Source organism: Blastococcus saxobsidens DD2, assembly GCF_000284015.1.
GTDB lineage: Bacteria > Actinomycetota > Actinomycetes > Mycobacteriales > Geodermatophilaceae > Blastococcus > Blastococcus saxobsidens_A.
Genome location: NC_016943.1, coordinates 92,069 through 109,433 on the forward strand (window position 1 = coordinate 92,069; position 17,365 = coordinate 109,433).

Annotated in this window: 16 protein-coding genes and 1 riboswitch; of the genes, 7 read left to right on the forward strand and 9 right to left on the reverse strand. The window is 76.6% G+C overall.

Translation table 11 applies throughout. The features are described 5' to 3' along the window. The first annotated feature begins 113 nt into the window (after window positions 1–113). The 4 genes from BLASA_RS00375 to BLASA_RS26165 all read left to right on the forward strand — a co-directional run bounded on the left by BLASA_RS00375 (window position 114) and on the right by BLASA_RS26165 (window position 5,028). Window positions 114–815: an NYN domain-containing protein gene (locus tag BLASA_RS00375; protein WP_231839518.1), complete on the forward strand. Its 702-nt coding sequence runs from the start codon at window positions 114–116 to the stop codon at window positions 813–815. Between the two features lie 208 nt (window positions 816–1,023). Further along, window positions 1,024–1,662, forward strand: coding sequence for a flagellar brake protein (locus BLASA_RS00380; protein WP_014374004.1), 639 nt, complete (start codon window positions 1,024–1,026; stop codon window positions 1,660–1,662). Between the two features lie 52 nt (window positions 1,663–1,714). After that, on the forward strand, window positions 1,715–3,415 hold the full coding sequence (locus BLASA_RS00385; protein ID WP_014374005.1) for an ABC transporter: 1,701 nt from the start codon (window positions 1,715–1,717) through the stop codon (window positions 3,413–3,415). Beyond that, complete coding sequence (locus BLASA_RS26165) at window positions 3,412–5,028, forward strand: GTPase (RefSeq protein ID WP_014374006.1); 1,617 nt, start codon at window positions 3,412–3,414, stop codon at window positions 5,026–5,028. Before BLASA_RS00385 ends, BLASA_RS26165 begins: the two co-directional genes overlap by 4 nt. Before the next feature lie 32 nt (window positions 5,029–5,060). Here BLASA_RS26165 and BLASA_RS00395 read toward each other — a convergent pair whose 3' ends face one another. Further along, window positions 5,061–5,585 (reverse strand): ATP-binding protein, encoded by a 525-nt coding sequence (locus BLASA_RS00395; RefSeq protein ID WP_231839673.1) that lies wholly within the window; start codon window positions 5,583–5,585, stop codon window positions 5,061–5,063. Between the two features lie 114 nt (window positions 5,586–5,699). Between BLASA_RS00395 and BLASA_RS00400 the strand changes: the two genes are divergently transcribed. Beyond that, window positions 5,700–6,389: a GAF and ANTAR domain-containing protein gene (locus BLASA_RS00400; protein WP_014374008.1), complete on the forward strand. Its 690-nt coding sequence runs from the start codon at window positions 5,700–5,702 to the stop codon at window positions 6,387–6,389. Here BLASA_RS00400 and BLASA_RS00405 read toward each other — a convergent pair. Then, window positions 6,386–7,333: a nucleoside hydrolase gene (locus BLASA_RS00405; RefSeq protein ID WP_014374009.1), complete on the reverse strand. Its 948-nt coding sequence runs from the start codon at window positions 7,331–7,333 to the stop codon at window positions 6,386–6,388. The two genes, BLASA_RS00400 and BLASA_RS00405, sit on opposite strands and share 4 nt — an antisense overlap. Before the next feature lie 301 nt (window positions 7,334–7,634). Here BLASA_RS00405 and BLASA_RS00410 point away from each other — a divergent pair, with 301 nt between their 5' ends. Together BLASA_RS00410 and BLASA_RS00415 are read left to right on the forward strand one after the other, a co-directional pair. Then, window positions 7,635–8,654 (forward strand): hypothetical protein, encoded by a 1,020-nt coding sequence (locus BLASA_RS00410; RefSeq protein WP_014374010.1) that lies wholly within the window; start codon window positions 7,635–7,637, stop codon window positions 8,652–8,654. Window positions 8,655–9,436: 782 nt separating this feature from the next. After that, window positions 9,437–11,953, forward strand: coding sequence for a SpoIIE family protein phosphatase (locus BLASA_RS00415; RefSeq protein WP_014374011.1), 2,517 nt, complete (start codon window positions 9,437–9,439; stop codon window positions 11,951–11,953). Between the two features lie 24 nt (window positions 11,954–11,977). On the opposite strand, the gene BLASA_RS00420 is transcribed toward BLASA_RS00415, so the two are convergent. From BLASA_RS00420 to BLASA_RS00450, 7 genes are all read right to left on the reverse strand, one after another. Then, window positions 11,978–12,400, reverse strand: coding sequence for an ATP-binding protein (locus tag BLASA_RS00420; protein ID WP_014374012.1), 423 nt, complete (start codon window positions 12,398–12,400; stop codon window positions 11,978–11,980). 118 nt (window positions 12,401–12,518) lie between these two features. Continuing rightward, complete coding sequence (locus tag BLASA_RS00425; RefSeq protein WP_014374013.1) at window positions 12,519–13,121, reverse strand: thiamine phosphate synthase; 603 nt, start codon at window positions 13,119–13,121, stop codon at window positions 12,519–12,521. Then, on the reverse strand, window positions 13,118–13,951 hold the full coding sequence (locus BLASA_RS00430; protein WP_014374014.1) for a thiazole synthase: 834 nt from the start codon (window positions 13,949–13,951) through the stop codon (window positions 13,118–13,120). The genes BLASA_RS00425 and BLASA_RS00430 overlap by 4 nt, the downstream gene beginning before the upstream one ends. Then, the gene (thiS, locus tag BLASA_RS00435; RefSeq protein WP_014374015.1) at window positions 13,948–14,148 is read right to left on the reverse strand and encodes a sulfur carrier protein ThiS; all 201 of its coding nucleotides are present in this window, start codon (window positions 14,146–14,148) and stop codon (window positions 13,948–13,950) included. Before thiS ends, BLASA_RS00430 begins: the two co-directional genes overlap by 4 nt. Before the next feature lie 31 nt (window positions 14,149–14,179). After that, entirely contained in the window at window positions 14,180–15,292 is a 1,113-nt protein-coding gene (thiO, locus tag BLASA_RS00440) for a glycine oxidase ThiO (protein ID WP_014374016.1), read from the reverse strand. Next, window positions 15,289–15,915, reverse strand: a complete 627-nt coding sequence (gene thiE / locus BLASA_RS00445; RefSeq protein WP_014374017.1) for a thiamine phosphate synthase — start codon at window positions 15,913–15,915, stop codon at window positions 15,289–15,291. The genes thiO and thiE overlap by 4 nt, the downstream gene beginning before the upstream one ends. Continuing rightward, window positions 15,912–17,249, reverse strand: a complete 1,338-nt coding sequence (locus BLASA_RS00450; RefSeq protein ID WP_014374018.1) for a purine-cytosine permease family protein — start codon at window positions 17,247–17,249, stop codon at window positions 15,912–15,914. Before BLASA_RS00450 ends, thiE begins: the two co-directional genes overlap by 4 nt. After that, a riboswitch (TPP riboswitch) is annotated at window positions 17,239–17,350 on the reverse strand. Its footprint overlaps the gene before it by 11 nt. Between the last annotated feature and the right edge of the window lie 15 nt (window positions 17,351–17,365).

The window sequence follows — 17,365 nt, forward strand, 5'->3', positions numbered from 1 at the left end:
CCCGCCGCCCGGGCCGGCGAGCGACCTCCCCGGCCGGTCCGCCGCGCCCCTCCGCCGCGCACGTCCCGCCGCCCCCGGGGACGACGGCGGCCGACGCCGGGCAGACTGTGCCCGTGCTGGACATCTCCGAGGACGCGCCCGGGCTCGCCGAGGAGCCGGCGCGCGCCGTCGACGACGGCCGCGAGCGGCCCCCGCTGGACCTCCTGATCTGGGACGCCCCGAACATCGACATGACCCTGTCGACGGTCATCGGCGCCCGGCCGACGGCGGCGTCCCGGCCGCGCTTCGACGCGATCGCGGCCTGGTTCGTCGACGGCGCCGGTGACCCGGCCCGACCGGACGCGTCGGACGTGGAGGCGTGCGTCTTCGCCAACATCCCGCCGCAGCCCGGGTCGCTGCAGCGGTGGGTGGAGGCGCTCCGTGGCTTCGGCTACTCGGTGTTCGCCCGGCCCAAGAGCCAGCCCGACGACGACATCGACCAGGACATGCTCGACCACATCGCCGTGCGGCAGCACAGCCACCGGCTGCGGCGGCTGGTCGTGTTCTCCGGGGACGGGCGCAACTTCGCCGACCCGCTGGAGGACCTCGTCCGGCAGGGCGTCCAGGTCGTCGTCGTCGCGTTCAGCGAGGTGGCCGGGTACGCGATCGGCTCGGACCTGCTGGAGTTCATCGACATCGAGGACGTCCCCGGCGCGTTCACCGAGCCCCTGGACCGGGTGCGTCTGGACGCGCTGCCGCCGGACGGGGCCTGGCTGCGGCCGACCCGCAGCCTGCGCGACTTCGTCGCCGGGTTCACCGCCCGCCGCACCGGCTGATCCCTCGGGTGACCTGGGCCGATGCGGCTCGGGTCATCCGGACGGGTGGCCCGTGCAGCCGGCCCGCTGACCCCGACCCGCGGCGTGCCCGCCCGGCGCGTCGCCGGGCCGGGACGGGGACGGTCTCCGAGCGGCGGTTACGGTTTCCCGTGCGGGCACGGCGGCGCAGCCCGGCCGCCTGCGCGAGCGCCCCATCGAGAGAGGTTCCATGAGCAGCGTTCCCGGCGTCGACCACCCGGTGGAGCAGACCGAGGCCGAGGTGCGGCTGGCCGGCACCAACATCGCCGTCACCGCGCGGGTCGAGGTGGTCCACGAGGGCGTCATCTCCGTCCGTCCCTCCGCGGGCGACTTCGCCCAGGACACCGTCGTCAAGGTCGGGGACCCGGTGGAGGTGTTCTGGAGGACCGATGACGGCCAGCGTGCGCTGCCGGCCGACGTGCTGGAGGTGCAGCAGGGCGCGGTCGTGCGCTGGCGGCTCGCCGTCACCGGCGTGGCCGAGCACAGCCAGCGCCGCGCCGCGGTCCGTGGCCGGGTGTCCTTCCCGGTCGAGGCCCGGCTCGGCAACGTGGAGCTCACGGGCACGACCATCGACATCAGCGAGGCCGGCACCCGTGCCGAGTTCGAGGGCTTCGGGCTGGCCCCCGACGCCGGGACCACGCTGGCGCTGTCGATCGCCTTCGAGGACGGCCCGGTGAACACCACCGCGGAGGTGATCCGCCTCCAGGCCCGCGGCGCCCGCTGGGTGCTGAGCATCCGGTTCCTCGACATCGCCGAGAAGGAGCAGGACCGCATCCGCCGGCGGGTGTTCCAGGCGCTGCGCGAGGAACGCGCCCGGCTGGCGGACTGACCGGCCGGCGACCGGCGGGTAGCCGACGCCGTCCCGGGGCAGAGGAGTCAGCGTGACCTCCCCGCCGCGCCTGCCCGAGGCCTTGACGGTGCTCCGCGACCGGCTCGCCGCCGCACCGTTGGGCCTGGCCACGCCTGGGCGGGACGCCGCCGTCCGGGCCGCCCGGGGCGTGACCGACCAGATCGACGACTACCTGCTGCCCCGGCTGCGGGACCTCGACGCCCCCCTGCTCACCGTGATCGGCGGGTCCACCGGCGCGGGGAAGTCCACGCTGGTCAACAGCCTGGTCGGCGCCCCGGTCACGACCGCGGGGGTGCTCCGCCCGACCACCCGCGCCCCCGTGCTGGTCTGCTCCCGGGCCGACGCGGCCAGCTTCGCCGGCGACCGGGTGCTGCCCGGCCTGGCCCGGGTCACCGGCGGCGCGGGCGGACCGGGGACCGTGCAGCTCGTGGTGCGCGACGACGTCCCGCCCGGCCTGGCCCTGCTCGACGCCCCCGACGTCGATTCGGTCGTGGCGTCCAACCGCGACCTCGCCGGCCAGCTGCTGGCCGCCGCCGACCTGTGGGTGTTCGTCACGACGGCGGCCCGCTACGCCGACGCCGTGCCGTGGGACGTGCTGCGCACCGCCCAGGAGCGCGGGACGGCGCTGGCCGTCGTCCTGGACCGCGTGCCGCCGGAGGCGTCGGCGGAGGTCTCCGCCGATCTGGCCGGGATGCTGGCGCGCGCGGGGCTGGCCGCGGCCCGGCTGTTCGTCGTCGAGGAGGGCCCCCTGGCAGACGGCCGGCTGCCCGAGGAGCAGGTGGCTCCGCTGCGCGGCTGGCTGCATGCCCTGGCCGCCGACCAGGAGCAGCGGGCCGTCGTCGTCCGGCAGACCCTGGAGGGTGCGCTGGGCAGCCTGCAGGAGCGCACCGGCACGGTGGTGACCGCCGTCGAGGAGCAGCTGGTCACCGCCGGGGCCCTGCGCGACGCCGCGGCCGCTGCCTACGACGCGGCCCGGGACGGCGTGGACGAGGGCATCCGCAGCGGCAGCCTGCTGCGCGGGGAGGTCCTGGCCCGCTGGCAGGAGTTCGTGGGCACCGGTGAGTGGATGCGGTCCCTGCAGACCCGGGTCGGCCGGCTGCGCGACCGGGTCGCCGCTGCTGTGACCGGCCGGCCGCTGCCGGAGGAGAGCCTGCAGGGAGCGCTGGAGAGCAGCGTCGAGCACCTGCTGCGGGCCGAGGCCGACCGCGCTGCGGAGCGGACCGTCACGGCCTGGCGGGCGCTGCCGGCCGGGCCGCCGTTGCTGGCGGGGGAGGAGCAGGAGCTGTCCCGGGTGTCCGGCGACTTCTCCGAGGCCGCCGGGGTGCAGGTGCGCGACTGGCAGGGCGCCGTGCTGGATCTCGTCCGCGAGGAGGGGGCCGACAAGCGCTCCCGCGCCCGGGTGCTGTCCTGGGGTGTCAGCGGCACCGGCGCGGTCGTCATGGTGGCGGTGTTCGCGCACACGGGTGGGCTGCTCGGTGGTGAGGTGGCCGTGGCCGGCGGGACGACGGCGGTGGGGCAGCGGGTGCTGGAGGCGGTGTTCGGCGACGCGGCGGTCCGGGCGCTCGCCGAGCGCGCCCGGGCGGACCTCCGCGAGCGGGCCGACGTCCTGCTGACCTACGAGCAGGACCGCTTCGGGGCCCGGGTGGACGCGGTCGCTCCCGAGCCGGGCGCGGCCGATGAGCTGCTGGCGGCCACCGGTGCCCTCACCGAGGCCCGGCGGGCGACGGCGTGAGGGGCGCAGACCGCTCGCTCCCGGACCGGTTGACCGCGCTGCGCGAGGCGGTGGAGACCGCCGAGGGCCGGCTGGACGTGCCGGAGGTCGGCCGGGCACGTGCCGTGCTGGCCAAGGCCGGCGCCCGCGAGGCCCTCGGCGACGCGACGGTGGTGGCGCTGGCCGGCGCCACCGGCAGCGGGAAGTCCACGCTGTTCAACGCGCTGTCGGGTAGCGAGGTGAGCACGCCGGGGGTGCGCCGGCCCACCACCGGGGTCGCGCACGCCACCGTGTGGGGGCGGCCCGACGACGGCGCCGACCGGTTGCTCGACTGGCTCGAGGTGCCCCGCCGGCACCGGCGCGAGCCGGAGGCGGCGCTGGACGGACTGGTCCTGCTCGATCTCCCCGACCACGACAGCGTGCGGCTGGAGCACCGGCTCGAGGTCGACCGCCTGGTCGGGCTGGTCGACGTCCTGGTGTGGGTGCTGGACCCGCAGAAGTACGCCGACGCCGCGGTGCACGAGCGCTACCTGGCCCCGCTGGCCGGGCACGCCGGCGTGCTCCTGGTGGTGCTGAACCAGGTGGACCGGCTGGACGAGGCCGCGGCGCGCGCCTGCCTGGCCGACCTGCGCGGGCTGCTCGACCGGGAGGGGCTGGCCGCCACCCCGCTGCTCGCGGTGTCGGCGCGGACCGGCACGGGGCTGGCGGAGCTCCGCGGGGAGCTGGCCCGCCGGGTGGGCGCCCGGCGGGCGGCTACCGAGCGGCTGCTGGCCGACGTGCGGGGCAGCGCCGCGGAGCTGGCCGCGCACTGCCCCGAGGAGGAGGCCGGCGGTTCCCGCCGGTGGGGACGGCCGGTGGCGGGCGGGTCCGTTCCGGGGGAGGTGGTGGACGACCTCACCGACGCCCTGGCCGCCGCGGCCGGGGTGCCCACGGTCACCGCCGCCGTCGAGCGCTCCACCCGGCGGGCGGGCACCGGCCGCACCGGCTGGCCGGTGCTGCGCTGGACGCGGAAGCTGCGGCCCGATCCGTTGGGCGGGCTGCACCTGGGCGACGAGCGGGCCCGCACCTCGCTGCCGGCCGCCGGAGCCGTGGAACGGGCGCGGATGGCCACCGCCGTGCGGGAGGCGCGAGATGCCGCGGCCGACGGCCTGGCACCGGCCTGGCGGGACGAGCTGCGGCGGACCGCGGAGGTGTCCGAGGACCGGCTGGCCGACGCGCTGGACCGGGCGGTCGGCGGCACCGGGCTGGGCTCCGACCGGGTACCGCTGTGGCAGCGGGCGGCCGGGGGGCTGCAGTGGCTGCTGCTGGCCACCGCCCTCGTGGGCGCGCTGTGGTTGCTGCTGCTGGTCGGGCTGGGATTCTTCCGCCTGGACGACGTCGTTCCGCTGCCCCGGGTCGAGGGGCTGCCCCTGCCCACGCTGCTGGTCGTGGGCGGGCTGCTGGCCGGGGCGCTCCTGGCCCTGGTGGCCCGGCCGTTCGTGGGCCTGCGCGCCCGCCGGCGGGCCCGGGCGGCCGACCGGAGGTTGCGGGCGGCCATCCGCGGCGTCGCGGAGGAGGAACTGCTCGCCCCGATGGCGGAGGTGCGGGACGAGGCCGCCCGGTTCTGCGCGGCGGTCACGACCGCCGCGCGCTGAGGCGCCGACGGCCGCGGCAGGCGGGCGCCGCTTCAGTCCCGGGGGATCCCGGGCGAGCGCTGCTCGGGCAGCCGGTCGCGCAGCGGCTCGGCCGCCTCCCGGCCGGAGGGCAGCAGGGCCCAGACGTGCTTGCGGCCGGGCCGCCGCTCCCACCCGTAGCCGCGGGAGAGCTGGGCCACCAGGTGCAGCCCCATGCCGCCCAGGGCGGGGTCGCGGTCGACGGCGGGCACGGGCGGCCGGTCGGGGGCCTCGTCGCTGAGGTCGAGCAGCCAGCCGGCGGGGCCGGCCACGACCAGGGCCCGGACGTCGCCACCGCCGTGCCGCAGGGCGTTCGAGGCCAGCTCCTCGAAGACCAGCAGCAGGCCGTCGCGAGCGTCCTCGGTGGATGCCGCGGACACCGATGGGTGGGCGATCCGCGCGCGCAGGTCGGTCCGCACCCGCGAGACGACGTGCATGGCCTCCAGCTGCCAGTGCCAGACGTCACCGGGCACGGAGGGCACGGGCGCGCACGGCCACGCGTCGTGGGCCAGCTCGTCGGCCATCGGTTCCTCTCGCATCTGCTCCGAGGCGGCGCCGGGACGCCGGTCCCGGACGCCCCCATCCTGACCGATGACGCCCCGTGACGCGACGGCGGGCGATCGGCGCGGGGCCGGCGGTGCACAATCACCGGCGTGGAGGAGCTGCTGCGGGACCTCAGCCGGGTGACCCTCGGGGGCCGGGAGCTGGGCGAGGTGCTCGGCGAGATCACCGGCATCGCGGCCCGGGCCGTGCCCGGCGCCGAGGCCGTGTCCACCACCATGGTGCGTGGCGACAAGGCGTTCACGGCCGCGTTCAGCGGCCAGATGGCCTTGGACGCCGACGAGCTGCAGTACGAGGAGGACAGCGGCCCCTGCCTCGACGCCGGTCGCGGCGGCGTCGTCCTGCGGGTCGACGACATGCGCACCGAGCAGCGGTGGCCCGCCTACGTCGCCCGGGTCCGCCGGACCGGGGTGCGCAGTTCGCTGTCGGTGCCGCTGCCCTACCAGGGCTCGAGCATCGGCGCGCTCAACGTCTACTCGACGGAGCCGGCGGCGTTCGCGACGCCGGAGTCGCTGGCCGCGGGCCTCGGCGTGGCCGAGACGATCGCGGTCGCGGTGGCCAACGCCGACGCGCACGCCCAGCTGGCCGAGCAGGCCCGCAACATGCGCATCGCGATGGAGTCCCGCGCGGTCATCGAGCAGGCCAAAGGGGTGCTCATGGCGCAGCGGCACGTCGACCCCGAGCAGGCCTTCGAGATCCTGCGGGAGGCGTCCCAGCGCTACAACCGCAAGCTGCGGGACATCGCCGCCGGCATCGTCGCCGGCGTCCAGAACGCCCGTTAGACGACGTCCAGCCGGGCCAGCCGCCAGACCAGGAACTCCACCGCCGCCTCGCTGTCGACTTCCTCCGCCACCTGCACCGCGGCCGCGGACGGGGAGACCGCCCGGCGGTCGACCAGCGTCTGCCCCCGCCCGGCCCCCAGCGTGGTGTCGACGACGACGTCGCGCCGCACGGTGTCCACCGTGCCGGGGCAGATGGCCTCGGTGAGCGCCAGCGCGTCGTGCACCACCACGCCTGCGGTGCCGTAGGCGTCGCGGGCGTGATCCACGTACTGCTGCAGGATCGCCGCGGCGGTGCGGCCGATCGGCCCGGCGGCGGCGAACCGGGCGATGCCCTCCTCGGGGAGCACCGTGGGCAGGGTGACGTCGAGGCCCACCATGGCGGTCGGGATGGTGGAGCCGAAGACCGCGGCGGCCGCCTCCGGGTCGGACCAGATGTTGAACTCCGCGGCGGCGGTCACGTTCCCGCCCCGCCCGGCGGAGCCGCCCATGACCACCAGCCGGCCGATGCGCTCGGCGGCCTCCGGGTACACCGCCAGCAGCAGCGCCAGGTTGGTCAGCGGCCCGATGGCGGCGACGGTCACCGGGATGGGGGAGGCCAGCAGCAGCTCGGCCAGGGCGACCACGGCCGGCCGCGGGTCGGGCGCCGCCGGGGACGGCGGGAGCTCGACACCGCCGAGCCCCGCCTCGCCGTGCACGTGCCCGGCCCGCTCCGGCTGCGGGTGGACGAGCGAGGACCGCGCGCCGGCCGCGACCGGCACGTCGGACCGGCCCGCCAGGTGCAGCACCCGCAGCGCGTTCTCGGTGACCTGCCCGAGCCCGACGTTCCCGTGCACCGTGGTGACCAGCCGCAGGTCCACCTCCGGGCTGGCCAGGGCCAGCAGGATCGCCAGGGCGTCGTCGATGCCGGGGTCGGTGTCGATCACCAGGGGAGTGCGGTCGGTCACCGCCGCATCCTGTCAGCCGCCCGACCGGCGCCCGGAACCACGGCGACACGCCCGCGTGCCGGCGCCGTCCGGAAGTCACCGGCGCCCCGTCAGGGCCTTCCACGCTCGTGGAGGGCCCGGGTGTCGACAAGGGCACGGGCCGGAGGCGGGGTCACCGCCCGCTCCGGGCCGGCTCCGCAACGGTTGGGTCACGCGACTCCGGCAAGGGCTCCGAGAAGCGCGTCGCGGAGCCCTCCGGTCCCTAGCTTTCTCCTTGTCCGCAGCACCTTCCCCGGCTGCGGACACGACTTCGGGAGGCGACATGAACAGCAGCCAGCGGGCCATCCGGCCGGCGGGCGCGGCCGTGCGCGCCGACCTCTCCGGGCGTGAGCCGGCCAGCACGCTGGCCGGGCTGATCGACGTCCTCGACCGCGCCGACGGAGGGCTGCCGCGCCAGCGCACCCGGCCGGCCGCGCACCGGTCCGGCGCCCGCCCGGTACCCCTGCGCTCGGTCCAGCCGGCGCCCTCGGCCCGCGCCGCCCGCCGGCCGGTGGAGGCTCCCCGCACCCCGCGGGTCGTCGTCGTCCCCGAGCGGGTGCGGCAGCCCCTGGGCGGCCTGCGCGGCGTGGCCCGGCGGGCGGCGCTGTGGGGCGGCGGTGACCAGGGCGAGTACCTGGCGTGGCGCACCCCGGCCTTCCCCGCGCCGGTGCGCGGCCGGCGCCGCGCCGCCCTGCGCGCCTTCAGCCGCCGGATGGCCCTGTGGGGCGCCGGCGACCAGGGCGAGCACCTGGCCTGGTCCAGCTCCGCGTCCTCGGCGCCGACCCGGCCGGTGGTGCGAGAGATCGACCCGCCCGTGGTGCTGCGCGAGCTGCCCAGCACCCCCTCGATCCAGCCCGTGGCGTCTTCCCCCGCCGCGGCGCTCCTTCCCGCGGGACCGGCCTCGTCGCCGGGGTCGCGAACCGGTCCGGCCGCACCTGACGCGACCGCCCGTCCCACCCCCCACCCGAGTTCTCCGGAACCCACGGACCGGTCGCAGCCGCGCGTCGGCTGGCGCCCACCGCGGGACTGGCCGTCCTCGGGTCGGTACGGGGCGCGGTCCACGCCGCCGTCCATCCCGGTCCGCACCTCCGGCCCGACCAGCCGCACCCCCGGGATGCCGGCACGGAGATCCCCCCGGGGGTCCGGTGGCGCCGGGGCCCGCGGCGATCCGTCCGGGTGCCCGGTCAGGGGCTCGCCCCTCCCGCCGCGACGAGCCGGGCCCGCGAACGGCCTCCCAGCCGGTCCGTTTCCCCCGCGGGCGCCCTCGTCGCACCCCCGCCCGGCGCCCCGCGCGCCGAGCTGATCCGCGTAGCGCGACCACGGCAGCCAGCCGCGGAACGCCGCCCCCGCTCTCCTGTCGAGCGCGCCGGAACCGGTCACCCTCTTCCCCGGGTGCCCGTGGACCGTCGACTCGGTCCTGCGAGCACGTCCTCCCCGGCCGACCTCGGCCGCACCTGGCCCACCTCCGACGGTGCCCCTCCCGGGCGCCGGCAGACCTCTCCGCTCTCCGAATCCGGCCTCGTCCCCCCGCACGGCTGCTGCACGCAGGCAGCGCGCGGACCCTCCAGGGAGGCACGGATCGCGGACGGCGCGGTCCGCCGGCATCCGGCGAACCGTTCGGCGAGGTGGTGGACAGGCCCCTGCCGGTACCCGGCGGCGCGACGCCCTTCGCGACCGCGGGTCTCTGACCGCAGGAGGCCTGGCCGGTCGTGCGGCGCGGAACGCCACCGGCGCCGGCCGGTCGGGTGGACGCTGCCGGACCGGGGTCGACGTCCCCGTGCGGCGCTCCGGGTCGGCGCGGACGGCGTCCCGGCACCCGTGGGCACGTGCCGGTGGACGGGTCTCCCGTCCGCAGTCCCCGCCGGACGGCGGGCGCCCGCCGCAGCGCGGGCCGCGATCGCCACCGGTCGCGGCCCCCCCGGCCGGGCGCCCGCCCCGGCCACCCGACGTCCCCGGCCAGTCTCTCCGGGCGCCCGCCGTGCGGTGCCGCCGACCTGCGGTCCCCGGTGTGCAACCCTCTGTACCGATCGCAACGCCCTGGAGCAACCGGGCCGTCGGACGCGGACCGCTGTGGAGGCAACCGTCGTGACCGCCGCCGAGCAGCCGCCCGGGATCCCTTCCGGCGACCGCCTCGAGCTGGTGCGCCGGCTGGCCGCCGAGGCGATGGGGGACCGCAGCCTCCAGCGGCTGACCGACCTGGCCACCCGGCTGCTCGACTGCGACACCGCCCAGGTCTCGCTCCTCGGGGAGGTCCAGACCGCGGTGGCCGGCACCGGCCTGCCGCCCGGGGGCATCGGCGCCCAGCTGCCGCTGGCCGACTCGCTGTGCGCGCTGGCCGTCGCCGCGGACGCGCCCATGGTCGTTCCGGACGCCGCGCACGACGACCGGGTCCGCGACCGCACGCCGGTCCGCGAGGGCCGGGTCGGCGCCTACCTGGGGATCCCGCTGCGGGTGGACGGCGGCGAGCCGGTCGGTGCGCTGTGCGTCTACGGACCCGAGCCGCGCACCTGGTCCGACCACGACGTCGCGCTGCTGCGCCAGCTTTCCTACTCCGTCGGCACGGAGCTGCAGCTCATGGCGCTCACGTCGGAGTACGAGGCGCACCGGCTGCGGTTCGAGCTGGCCATCGACGCGGCCGGCATCGGCAGCTTCGACTGGAACCTGGTCACCGGGCGCCTGCTGTGGGACGACCGGTTGCTCGCCCTCTTCGGCTACGACCGGGCCGACTTCGACGAGACCATCGATTCGTTCGCCGACCGGCTGCACCCCGACGACCGGGAGCGCACCCTGGAGGCGCTGCAGGCGGCGATCGACACGGTGGGCGCGTACGACGCGGAGTTCCGCGTGGTCGTGCCGTCCGGGGAGACGCGCTGGATCCGCGGGAGCGGCCGGGCGGTCGCCGACGACCGGGGAACCTCGGTGCGCCTGCTCGGTGCCGGTTACGACACCACGCCGCAGCGGCAGGACGACGTCCGCATCGCCCGCCTGCTGGAGGCGATGAAGGCCTCCTTCTTCTCTCTCGACCCGGACTGGCGGTTCACCTACGTCAACGCGGAGGCCGAGCGGGTGCTGGGCGTACCCCGTGAGGAGCTGCTCGGCGGTGACGTCTGGGAGCTCTTCCCGGCCGCCGTCGGCAGCGACTTCGAGCGGCACTACCGGGCCGCGGTGTCCACCGGCACCGAGCGGATGTTCGAGGCCTACTACCCCCCGCCGCTGGACGCCTGGTACGAGGTGCGTGCCTGGCCGACTCCCGACGGGCTGTCGGTCTCTTTCCTCGACGTGACCGAGCGGCGAGCCGCCGAGGAGCACATGCGGCAGATCACCGCCCGCCTCGCCCTCGTCGCGGACACCACCAGCGCCATGTCCGCCTCGCTCGACAGCCGCGAGCACGAGGAGCAGGCGCTGCAGCGGGTGGCCGGGCTGCTGGTGCCCGAGCTCGGGGACTGGGTGATCATCAGCCTGGTCGACCCCGAGGGTCGGATGCACGACGTCGCCGGCTGGCACCGTGAGCCGGACCTGCGGGAACTGGTCGGCCGGTACGCGCGGGTGCGGCTGGCCGCGCTGCAGCCCGACGCCCCGGTCCTGCGCGCACTGGCCTCCGGGCAGGGGCTGGTGGTCCCCGACGTGGGGGCGACGGTGGGCGAGACCCTCCCACCGGGCGAGGTCAGCGACACGTTCTGGGCGCTGGCCCCGCAGTCGGCGATGGCCCTGCCGATGGCGGCCCGGGGCCGGACGCTGGGCGCGCTCAGCATCTACCGGTCCGCCGGCCAGCCGGTACCGGACGACGCGGACGTCTCGGTGGCGCGGGACGTCGCCGGCCGGGTGGCGCTGGCCCTGGACAACGCCCGGCTCTACGACCAGCAGCGGCGGCTGGCCGAGGGCCTGCAGCGGAGCCTGCTCACCGCGCCCCCGCAGCCGGACCACTCGGAGATCGTGGTGCGCTACCACCCCGCGATGGCCGTCGCCGAGGTCGGTGGCGACTGGTACGACGCGTTCCTGCAGCCGGCCGGGGCCACGATGCTGGTCATCGGCGACGTCGTCGGCCACGACACCGAGGCGGCGGCGGCCATGGGCCAGTTGCGCGGGATGCTGCGGGGGATCGCCTACCGCGAGGGCATCGGCCCGGCCGGGGTGCTCGCCGACCTGGATGCCGCCATCGATGGCCTGCAGATGGGCACGCTGGCGACCGCGGCCATCGTGCGGATCGAGCAGACGGCCACCGAGCGCGCCGCCGGGGTGACCCGGCTGCGCTGGTCGAACGCCGGGCATCCGCCGCCCTTGGTGCTGCGTCCCGACGGCCGGATCGAGGAGCTGGCCGGGGAGCGCGCCGAACTCATGCTCGGGGTGGACCGGCGCGCCCGCCGCTCGGAGTCGGTGGTCACCGTGCCACGCGGCAGCACGGTGCTGCTCTACACCGACGGGCTGGTGGAGGGGCGGGACCTCTCGCTCGACGAGGGCACCGCGCGGCTCAAGGCGGCGCTGGGCGAGCTGGCCGGGGAGCCGCTCCCCGAGCTGTGCGACGCGCTGCTGGCGCGCCTGCGGCCGGAGGGCCTGCAGGACGACGTCGCCCTCGTGGCGCTGCGGCTGCACCCGCAGCACTGAACGCGGCGCGCCGGGAGCCCGGGTTCAGCCGGGCAGCAGGGCCCAGACGTGCTTGGCGCCGTCGCCCGTGTACCACCCGTGCTGGCTGGCCAGCTCGGCGATCAGGTAGAGACCGAGGCCGCCGAGGCTCGGGTCACGGCCGACCGCCGGCGTCGGCGGCGCCTGCGCCGCCCGGTCGGAGACCTCGACGAGGTAGCCCTCGCCGGTCGAGCTCAGGGTGGCCCGCACGTCACCACCACCGTGGCGCAGCGCGTTGGACGCCATCTCGTCGAGTGCCAGGACGAGCCGGTCGAGGAGGTCGCTGGTCGCTGCGCCCGCCAGTTCCGCGCGCACCTGGGCCCGGACCGCGGGCAGCTCGGCGACGTCGCGCAGCTGCCAGGCCAGCACCGTGCCGGCCGCGGGAGGGTGCGCCGACGACCAGATGGTGCCGGCCGCCTGCCCTGTCACGCGCGTGATCTCCTCTGTTCGAGGCCGGCGCGATCTGTGCTGGCCCAACAGTCACGTATGGACTCGTGGGGCCACGGCCAAACATGATGTTGCACAGATCACTTCGCCGGCCGCCCGATCAGTCGCGGTGCGGTCCGGGTTGCTCGGCGACATCCGCCGCGAGGTACTCCGCGACGAGCGTGGGATCGCGCATGACCGGCCCCATGACCGCAACGCCGTACGCTCCGGCTGCCAGGCAGTCGGCGACGTGGTCCGGCCGGATGCCGCCCAGCGCGAGCACTGGAGGTGCTCCGGGCACCAGCGCGGCCAGCCCTTCCAGCCCGAGCGCCGGGCCGTAGCCGGGCTTGGACACCGTGGGGAAGACCGGCGAGAGCGTCACCCAGTCGCAGCCTTCCCGCGCCGCCCGGGCGAGTTCGGTGGCCGAGTGGCAGGAGCGCCCGACCAGCGGCGGTCGGACCGCCGGGAACGGCTCGGCTGCGGCGAGGTGGACAGGGGTGTCCAGGGGTGCCCCGCGTGCGCCCCCGTGCACCAGCAGTCCGCCCACGGGCTGCAGCACGGACCGGAGGTCGGCGACCAGCGCGGTCCGTTCGGCGGCCGGTAGGTCCTTGTCGCGCAGGACCACGGCACGGGCGCCGTGGGCGACGGCCGTCGCCACGACGTCCACCAGCGGCCGCGCGCACTGCGTCCGGTCGGTGACGAGCACCAGCCGCGGGAGGTTCACAGGTCCGGCAGGCCGGCGAACGACGTGGAAGCCTCGGCGTGCCACCGGCGCGGGATGCGGCCGGCGAGCCTGGCCAGCCGGCCGCCCTCCACAGCCTGGCGCATGGCCAACGCCATCCGTTCCGGGTCGCGCGCCCGGGTGACGGCCGAGGCCAGCAAGACCGCGTCACAGCCCAGCTCCATCGCCTGTGCGGCATCGGAGGCCGTCCCGATGCCGGCGTCGAGCACGACCGGCACCTGCACGGCCTCGCGCAACAGGGCGATGTTGTGCGGGTTGCGGATGCCGAGACCGCTGCCGATCGGGGAGCCCAGCGGCATGACGGCCGCGCAGCCGACATCGGCCAGGCGGCGGCCGAGGATGGGGTCGTCGGTGGTGTAGGCAAGCACGGTGAAGCCCTCGGCGACGAGTTGTTCGGCTGCGTCCAGCAGCTCGACGGCGTCCGGTAGCAGGGTGTGGTCGTCGCCGATCACCTCGAGCTTGACCCAGTCCGTCCCGAACGCCTCCCGGGCCAGCCGAGCGGTGAGGACGGCTTCGCGCGCGGTGTGGCACCCGGCGGTGTTGGGCAGCAGGCGCACGCCGCAGCGGTCGAGCACCGCCATCATCGAGCTGGTGGCCGAGGCCTCGACGCGACGCAGCGCCACGGTGACCAGCTGGGTGCCCGAGGCCCGCACCGACGCCTCGAGCACCTCGAGACTGGGCACGCCACCGGTGCCGAGCAGCAGCCGGGACGTGAACGTCTCGCCGCCCACGGTGAACGGGTCGCCGGCCTCCTCCCGGGAGAGGGCGGGGGCCAGGTCGGCGGGCCGAGTGTCGTGTGCGGTCATGGTCATCCTCCTGCGGTCGGTGCCAGCACCTCGAGGGCGTCGCCGTCCACCAGCCGGGTCTGCGCCCAGCTGCTGCGCGGGACGACGTCGCCGTTGCGCGCGACGGCGACACGATCGTGCCCACCGGCGCGCTCGGCCACGAGGTCGGCCACGGTGACGTCCCCGGTCAGCTCGGCGGGGACGCCGTTCACGGTCACCTGCATGGTTCTCGTCCTCCTGTCGCTCCGGCGCGGCTCACGGTGCCTCGAAGCGGTCGACGGTGAAGGGTGCGGCCCGGTCCGGCAGCTCCCCGGTGGCGAGCAGGTCGGCGATGGCGTCGGCGGTCACCGGCGTGAGGAGCACGCCGTTGCGGTGGTGTCCGGTGGCCAGCACGAGACCCGGCACGGCCGTCGGGCCGAGCAGCGGGGCATTGTCCGGCGTGCCCGGCCGCCAGCGGGCCAGTGTCTCGGCCAGCTCCAGCTCGCTCACGCCCGGAACGACCTCGATGGCGTCGTGCAGCAGGTCGTGGACGCCCCCGGCGGTGACGGTGGGGTCGAAGCCGCGGTCCTCCGTGGTGGCCCCGATGATCAGCCGGTCCTCGCCGTAGGGCACCAGGTAGACGTGCCGACCGCGGACCAGCGCGCGCACCGTGCCGTCGAGCAGCCCGGCCGCCCCCGCCATCCGCAGGATCTGGCCCTTGACGGGCCGCACGGGCACCGGCGGGAGGCCGGGCAGCCCCGCACTGTGCGCCCCCAGGGCGACGACGACGCTGCCGGCCGGGACCGTGCCGCCCGAGCGGAGCCGCAATCCCGTGGCGCGGCCGCCGTCCACGACGACGCCTTCGACCCGGTCGCGCACCAGCGTCACACCGGCCGCCTCGGCGGCGGCCAGCAGTGCGGCGTGCACGGCACGGCCGTCGACGGAGTGGTCGCCGGCGACCAGCAGTCCGCCACGGATCCGCGAGGTCAGCGACGGCTCGCGGCGCCGGGCGGCGCGCGGTAGCAGACGCGCGGCGGACAGGCCCAGCTCTTGCTGGAAGTCGTGCAGCGCTTCGAGCTGGCGCATGTCGTCGTCGTCGAAGCCGACTACCAGCGTTCCCACCGTGCGCAGACCCACCGGCAGCCCGCCGGCGGCCTCGAGCTCGGCGGCGAAGGCCGGCCAGCGCTCGAGGGAGGCCAGGCCCAGCCGCAGCAGCGACTCCTCGCGGTAGCCGGCCTCGGTGACCGGTGCCAGCATCCCGGCGGCGGCCTCGGAGGCGCCCCGGCCCGGGGCCTCGTCGACGACGGTCACCGTCAGCCCGCGCCGGGCCGCGCGCCAGGCCACCGCCAGGCCGATCAGCCCGCCCCCGGCGACCACGACGTCGGTCACGGCGCCCCGGCCAGGGCGCGCAGCAGCTCCCGGGTGGCGGCGGTCGGGTCGGGCGCGCCGGTGACCGCGCCCACCACGGCCACCCCCGCTGCGCCGGCGGCCAGCAACGCAGCCACCCGTTCGGCGGTGACGCCGCCGATGGCGATCACGGGGACGTCCACCGCCGCGGCCACGGCCGCCACCCCGGCGGGCCCCAGCGCGTCGGGGAGACCGGTCTTCGTCGTCGTGGGCCACGCCGGTCCGACGCCGAGGTAGTCGGCGCCCTCGGCGACCAGGCGGCGTGCCGTCTCGGGGTCCCGGGCCGTGCCGCCGAGCAGGTGGCCCGGCCCGGCCACCCGCCGGGCCGCGGCGACCGGCAGGTCGGTCGCTCCCAGGTGCGTGCCGTGCGCACCGACGGCGAGAGCGACGTCCACCCGGTCGTTCACCAGGCACGTCACGCCGGTCGGCGCGCAGATGTCGACCACCTGCCCGGCGAACTCGACGAGGACCCGGTCGGTGCAGTCCTTGGCGCGCACCTGGACCACCGGCGCACCCGCGGACACCGCGGCGGCCACGGCGGCCAGGGCCCGCGGGCCACCGGCGGCGTCGGTGAGGACGTGCAGCCCGCCCAGCGCCCGGCTCATCGCGCGACCCGCGCGTTCCGGCGGCCGGCCAGCACGACCGGCAGCGTGAGGGCGACGGCGACGGTGAGACCGATCAGCGAGGCCGACCACCCGTTGCCCGGATCGATGCCCAGGTCCGCCTGGCGGGCGCTCCACCACGCCGTCCATCCCGAGCCCGGGCCGGGGAAGAACGTGGGCAGGGTCAGCTGGTAGGCGATGAACCCGGCCGCCCACGGCAGGAGGAACACCGGACGGGCCGGCGCGGTGTCGGAGGTGTTCCAGCTCCCGCTCGGGGTCAGCCAGTACGCCACGATCAGCACCCCGGCCAACGGCACGAACACGGCGCCGATGAGGAACAGGAACGGTTCGTAGGCGGCGATGTCGAAGGTCAGCGCGAGCAGGGTGGCCAGCGTGCCGACGAGGACGGCGAGCACCCGCCGGTCCAGCCGCGCGACGACGTTCTGCGCCGACACCGCGGTCGAGTAGACGTTGGCGAAGGCCTCGTCGAGCTCGACGGAGACCAGCACGAGCACCGCCACCGCGCCGAGAGGCACCATCAGCAGCGCGTCGATGACGTCGAGGCCCGCGCTGCCGTAGGCGGCCAGCGCCAGGACACCGAGCACGAACATCACGACCGTCGCCAGGCCGTAGCCCACTGCGGTTCCGGTGAAGGCCGCGCGGCCGCTGCGGACGTGCCGGGTGTAGTCGGCGGCCAGCGGCAACCAGGAGACCGGGAGCGCGATGACGATGTCGGCGGCGGTCCAGAACGACGTCGCGCCCCCTTCGCTCAGCGGCGGCAGGGGTTCGGCGAGGACCTGCACGTAGAGGTAGCCGACCGCGATCAGCGCGGCCCAGACGGCGTAGCGGGCCAGCACCCGGACCACACCGAGCGGCCGCAGCGCCATGGCGGTGGCCAGCACGCCGGCGGCCAGGACGAACGGCCAGCGCGGCGCGTCGAGGACCCGCGAGGCGGCCTCGGCGATGATGACGATCTCGAAGGTCGCCCAGCCGATGCACTGCACGAGGTTGAACGCGGTCGGCAGCCACGAGGTCCGCCGGCCGAGCAGCCCGCGCAGCAGCACCATCCCGGGCACGCGTTCGCGCGCACCGGCCGCCGCGACCAGCCCGAGCAGCACCGAGCCGATCACCGCGCCGACGACGATCGCGGCGACCGTGACCCCGAGGGGGCGCCCCGGCAGGACGACGAACACCGCGGCCACCGGCAGCAGCAGGCTGATGCCCAGGTTCCCCCAGAGGCCCAGGGCGTCGCGCAGGCCGAGGGTGCGGGGTGGTGGCTCGGTGAGGGTGAGCGGGGCGTCGGCCCCGGGAGTGCGGACAGCGTCGGACGTGCTCATGGTCGCTCCCTACGCCGGCATTACCCGGTCAGGTTCCAGCGGTCGGCGACGCGTCCTGTCGCCCTCTCAGCCCGACTGCCCGAGCTCCCGCACATGGCGGGACCTACCTTACGCAC